We start from the raw sequence: 5,038 nt of genomic DNA, 5'->3' as shown, positions 1-5,038 counted from the left end.
ACTTCTACAAACGCACCGAAGTCTACAATACGTGTAATCTTACCGTTGTAAGTCTTACCAACTTCAATTTCAGCCGTAAAGAAATATGCCTGTCTTGTTTATTGTGCCTGTCTTATTAGTTTCCGTTAATATTTGTTGTGGGGATCACCTCCACACCATTTCGAAACGTGTTTATGTAGACCCAGCTTCCTTGAGGGCTTGATTGAATCAACTTGACTTGATCACCAATTTCAATTTTTCTATACAACCCTTGAGGAATTGCCTGCTTCTTCTTTTTGACACTTCCCCCGCTCAAATGAACCATATAACTATCGGTTTTTCTATTATCTTCCACCCATTTTTTCATGACACTTGCATCTACCGAAGGCGTATCTTTAGGTGTAAAGGCTGCAGAAAAAAGACATAGAAAAAAAAATAACGACGGTATCACCATCAACCTCAAAAGTAGTATTTTCTTTTTATCACTCATTATTTGATCTTGGTTCTTAGAGAGTAAACTTTTAAATAAGGGGCGCATACAAGTGGGGCATAATAGCGAAGCCGCCCCGCATGTATGCGACCCAGCGAACGAAATGAGTGGCTTAATTTTTTGTTATAGTTCATTCCGCTTCATGTGTATTAGAGGGTAGACATAAACATGCCTGTCTTGTTTAGTATTGAAATAGCGAGCAACAAACAACAATACAAAGATGCCTGTCTTATTAAGAAAAGAAATATGCCTGTCTTGTTTAGTATTGTTTAGTATGCTTTTCATGGTGACTCCGTATATCCACAAACATGCCTGTCTTATTTAGTCCATTGACTTCGCTATTACTGGGATATAGCCTCCGATTTCAGACTCCGCCATGTGGACATGACGGCGTGATTTGGCCGAATACGTGTACAAAAGAGCCTGTCTTGTTTAATGGTCTGCCTGCCTTGTTTAGTCAGTGTATATTTTCTCATGCTGCTCAAATGCTTTTTCGAATAAGAGTAAGTCAACAGCATTATCATATGCCTCGAAATTATCCTTGAAGAAATTAACAGCCCAAACATAATATTCAAGAGCGCACATGACCAGATGCTGCATAGAGACGTAAGAGTTCTCTTGAAACTCAGGGTACAAGGGGGTAAAAGTACCTTGTTCGTACTCTTTTCGACCAAGCAGCTCCATAGCTTTAGGGCTTGCTGAGTGCGATATTTCTGAGTAATCGGAGTAAAGCCTATTGAGGCCTGATTTTAAATGCTTGATATTGGGCGTCCTTCTGATGAGGCGATCTACATCAATCCCATTGGTTATTTCATTTAATCTGGCTAAGAGCTCAATCTGCTTTCTTACAATAACGGCACCCTCAACTAACTCACCTCCAAGCAACAAATCAGAAGCAATAAAATGAGATCGGCAAAAAGAGGCCATTAAATCAGCTAGGTATAACCCATTCTCGATTTCTCTAAAACTTTTCCCAGAAATGGATAGCGTCAAGCTAGCAACTAGTTCGTTAATCGAAGCTACTAAGAGATTTGCATCTTTATTGAACTTTAAAAACTCATGCTGTGCCACTTTTCGAAAGTGGTCTCTAGAGTAAATATATTTTTCTGCTTTCGAAGAGAATTCCTTATCCGTCATGATTTATCTCGGGTTGATCACACATAACGCTCCGCATAACGAGCAAAAATACGTAGGCTAAAATACCGAGCGAAGCGCAGGAAGCCTACGTGTTTTTGTTCCCCCCCGCGAGCACAGCGAGTGGTCAATGCATTTGTCATACGATTATCCGCCAGCTGCAAAATATTTTGGAGCTTCAACTTCAAGTTCAGTATATTGAATATCAAGGTTGCACCCCGAATAAATTTCTTGGGCGAGCTTGCGTCCAACAATTTTGATGGTCTCATTGAATAGAATTGAACAAGCATTAACCATTAGTTGAGTATATTCCTCAAAATTGACAAGCCCTTCTTCATATTTTTGAACTGTTTGCTCAGTTCTTTTTAGAAACTCGTAATCTACTGTGGATAATGCATTCGTTAGATTGCGAGCCTTTTGTTCGTCGCCATGGCAAGCTGCAATATGAATTTTATCAATTTCTCGACGCTGTTCATCTAGATCGGGACCAGATCCACCAGGCTTATCCGGTGTATATTCATCTATTAAACTTTGGGAGCAATTTTTCTGCCGCCTTTTCCACTCGACCTTATTTTGCCCATATACACCTAAAGTGCTTTTAATAACAGCACTATAACCATTTTTCGGGATTTCAATGTCACCCAATGTTAGATGGTTTGGGGTTGCATACAACACTCGGTTCGCAATGTTGTGGCAAACATAGTTAACACTATATTCGCCTGCTATAACTAGGACGGGTCTTAGCTCGTGGTCATCTTTAATGTCAGGTGATACTAAACATTTTGCTAGGCTAATATTAGCATCTTCTATATGTTGATGTACTCCTGCCTCATCAATGTCACAGAAGTCACCCGCACAATACCAATATCCCGATGGCTCAGTTCTATCTAAAGGAATAGCGGCTTCTTCTACAACAAAAGTATGGTTGGGAACTACTGAAATAATGTCAAGCCAAGTTAAAATTGATTTTAGTATGCGTTGCCTAACGGGTTGAACCATTACACTGCATAATACGAGTCCATTATTGTCCAAAATTATCTCCTTTAAATTACAGTTTTATTCAACTTGTCGTATAACGCTGAAATCAGTTGCGCCGCAGGCGTCACTTGGATTGCTTGTTATGTGCAATTGCAGTAGACCATCATACACAAAAGACAGACTATCAATTAATTTTTCAACTAAATTATCAATTACAGGCAGTACAGTTTCAAATTTATCAATCGACTCATCAATAACTGCGTCTTTGATCTGATCGTAAGACATGATATCAGTGATTTCTCTGACTGAGATGGACTCTGCCTCTGCGTTTTCTATGGTCTGTAAAACACAAAGGCTTTTTCTGGAATATCCAGCTTGATGAGCCACTTTATTTCGAGGACTCCGTAGATGTTCTATTGCATCATCCATTTTTCTTAATATCGCTTCTGAACGTGGACTGAAATCCAATAGCTTGCTGCTAACTTTTCTTTTACCGCCCAACTTTTCAATTATATGGTTTTCCATCACCATTGTTGAACCGGCCAATAGATATGAGCGGTCAACGACGCTAGTCAGCCTAAGTAAAAAGTTTTCTACATGGAAAGTGTGGTGTTCAGAAAAACTATACTCTGAGTTTTCATAATTCTTCTGCTTTAAATATTCGATAGCAATCGACATACTTTTAATTGCATTGTCAATTTCTGATACTCTAGAAAAGATGTCTTGTGCATACTTCTCAATAGCTGATGCTTCATAGTTACTCTCACCATCAGATAGAGCATTTAGCCCTTTAGACAAAGATTCTGTAATTAATGGAAAAAATTGTTTTACCTTTGGATGTTCTGAATGCATTGAGTGCTCCATTTGCACATAACACGCGCACGTGGGGCAGCATATCGCCGCTACGTTTTGGTGTTACAGCCATGCTTTTTAGCGGCGACTTGATGCGTTTGATAATCATTGAGCCTCCTCCCTATCAGAATAAACTGAGTTTATCCTAATAGGCGACCAAACCAAGGGAGAAAACTCAATGAACTTTTATACTAATACACATCCGTACTATTGTGGAATCGATCTTCACACAAGACTGCTCTATGTCTGCATTATTGATAATGAAAATAATATTCTCGTACACGAAAAAATTGATGATTCACCTGACAAACTGTTAGCGCTTTTAAAACCCTATCTGGGCAATATTGTTGTTGGTGTTGAATGCATGCACTGCTGGTATTGGGTGTCTGATTTTTGTGAAGAGCACAATATTGACTTTATTCTTGGCCATGCGCTTTACATGAAAGCCATTCATGCTGGTAAAACCAAAAATGATAAGATTGATGCACTTAAGATTGCCAAGCTCATGCGGGGAGGGAACTTCCCACTCGCGCATGCCTATTCAAAAGAGCATCGCTCAATACGTGATGCGCTTCGTCGTAGAACCCACATAATGAGAATGAGTGCGCAACTGAAAGCGCACGTGTCCAGTACGATTAGTCAATACAATCTACCTGCGCTGGAGTCTCGTTTGAATCTGCAAAATTCACCTGACCGAGAAAAAATGCATCACTTTTTTCCCGATGAAGCTGTGCAAAAGAGCATGGATTTAAATCTCAATATTATCGAAACCATGGTGAGTGAACTTTACAAGATTGAACATTATGTAAAGACTCAGGCACAAACACACCGTGCAACAGATTTACATATCCTTAAGTCGTTTCCAGGTATCGGAAAAATTTTAGCCCTGACCATTTTGTATGAAGTTGGCGATATTAAGCGGTTTCCATCAGTTCAAAAGTTTGCCTCGTATTCACGGTTAGTGAAATGCAAAGCTGAGTCGGCCGGTAAAACACATGGCACGCAGGGTAATAAGATTGGCAACGCACACTTGAAGTGGGCATTCAGTGAAGCAGCGGTGTTGTACCTCAAAGGTAATGACAACGCCAAACGGTATCTAGCCAAGTTACAAAAGAGAATGAGCAAGGCGAAGGCCTTATCAGCACTCGCTCACAAAATCGGAAGATGTACTTACTTTATGTTGAAGAATCAGCAGGTATTCGATGAAGAACGCTTTTTAAACGGGTAAGTCGCGCAGTGGCATGAGCTTTAGCGTCTAACTGGTTAAACGACGAGTATCGACTTATCGCACAGTACTCTGCATTAAGCAGCATCGATAAGTATACCAACAAGTCATAACCTGCTGCGTTTGATTAGACATGCCACTGTTGCGCATCTCTACCTTTTTACGAATTTGCTTACACCTTCACTGAACCTGATACTAACTGGTCAATGCAGCCACTTAGGTTTGAATAGGACAGAGGAAGGTTAACCGATGAATGTCTAGTGCCGTTGCCAGTCAAAAGGAATTGAAAAGAGCAACAATAAGGTAAGCGTCTGGCAATCCCACCTAACGCTTCGTAAAGTGCCATGGTAGAAGTTGCTCGATATCGGCGTTGGGCCGAC

6 protein-coding genes are annotated in these 5,038 nt (G+C 40.2%); 1 reads left to right on the top strand and 5 read right to left on the bottom strand.

The annotated features are described in order from the left end of the window. Positions 1 to 115 precede the first annotated feature (115 nt). From QME20_RS19450 to QME20_RS19435, 4 genes are all read right to left on the bottom strand, one after another. Positions 116 to 469: a hypothetical protein gene (locus QME20_RS19450; RefSeq protein ID WP_281716503.1), complete on the bottom strand. Its 354-nt coding sequence runs from the start codon at positions 467 to 469 to the stop codon at positions 116 to 118. A 453-nt stretch (positions 470 to 922) separates the two neighbouring features. Beyond that, positions 923 to 1,606 (bottom strand): hypothetical protein, encoded by a 684-nt coding sequence (locus tag QME20_RS19445; RefSeq protein ID WP_281716502.1) that lies wholly within the window; start codon positions 1,604 to 1,606, stop codon positions 923 to 925. A 144-nt stretch (positions 1,607 to 1,750) separates the two neighbouring features. Then, positions 1,751 to 2,635 carry a hypothetical protein gene (locus QME20_RS19440; RefSeq protein WP_281716501.1) on the bottom strand — a complete coding sequence of 295 codons (885 nt, stop codon included), beginning with the start codon at positions 2,633 to 2,635 and terminating at the stop codon, positions 1,751 to 1,753. A gap of 24 nt (positions 2,636 to 2,659) precedes the next feature. Continuing rightward, positions 2,660 to 3,433 (bottom strand): Cthe_2314 family HEPN domain-containing protein, encoded by a 774-nt coding sequence (locus QME20_RS19435; protein ID WP_281716500.1) that lies wholly within the window; start codon positions 3,431 to 3,433, stop codon positions 2,660 to 2,662. A gap of 178 nt (positions 3,434 to 3,611) precedes the next feature. Between QME20_RS19435 and QME20_RS19430 the strand changes: the two genes are divergently transcribed. Continuing rightward, positions 3,612 to 4,661, top strand: a complete 1,050-nt coding sequence (locus QME20_RS19430) for an IS110 family transposase (protein WP_049589210.1) — start codon at positions 3,612 to 3,614, stop codon at positions 4,659 to 4,661. 169 nt (positions 4,662 to 4,830) lie between these two features. Here the strand turns inward: QME20_RS19430 and QME20_RS19425 are convergent. Further along, a partial coding sequence (locus QME20_RS19425) for a hypothetical protein (RefSeq protein WP_281716499.1) occupies positions 4,831 to 5,038 on the bottom strand: 208 nt, incomplete at its 5' end.

Source organism: Alteromonas sp. CyTr2 (assembly GCF_947311905.1).
GTDB lineage: Bacteria > Pseudomonadota > Gammaproteobacteria > Enterobacterales > Alteromonadaceae > Alteromonas > Alteromonas macleodii.
This window is presented reverse-complemented; position numbering and strand designations above follow the sequence as displayed.

Bases quoted from the DNA above. Each gene is read 5' to 3' on its own strand.
- QME20_RS19450 (WP_281716503.1), bottom strand. From the start codon at position 469: ATGAGTGATAAAAAGAAAATACTACTTTTGAGGTTGATGGTGATACCG.
- QME20_RS19445 (WP_281716502.1), bottom strand. From the start codon at position 1,606: ATGACGGATAAGGAATTCTCTTCGAAAGCAGAAAAATATATTTACTCT.
- QME20_RS19435 (WP_281716500.1), bottom strand. From the start codon at position 3,433: ATGCATTCAGAACATCCAAAGGTAAAACAATTTTTTCCATTAATTACA.
- QME20_RS19430 (WP_049589210.1), top strand. From the start codon at position 3,612: ATGAACTTTTATACTAATACACATCCGTACTATTGTGGAATCGATCTT.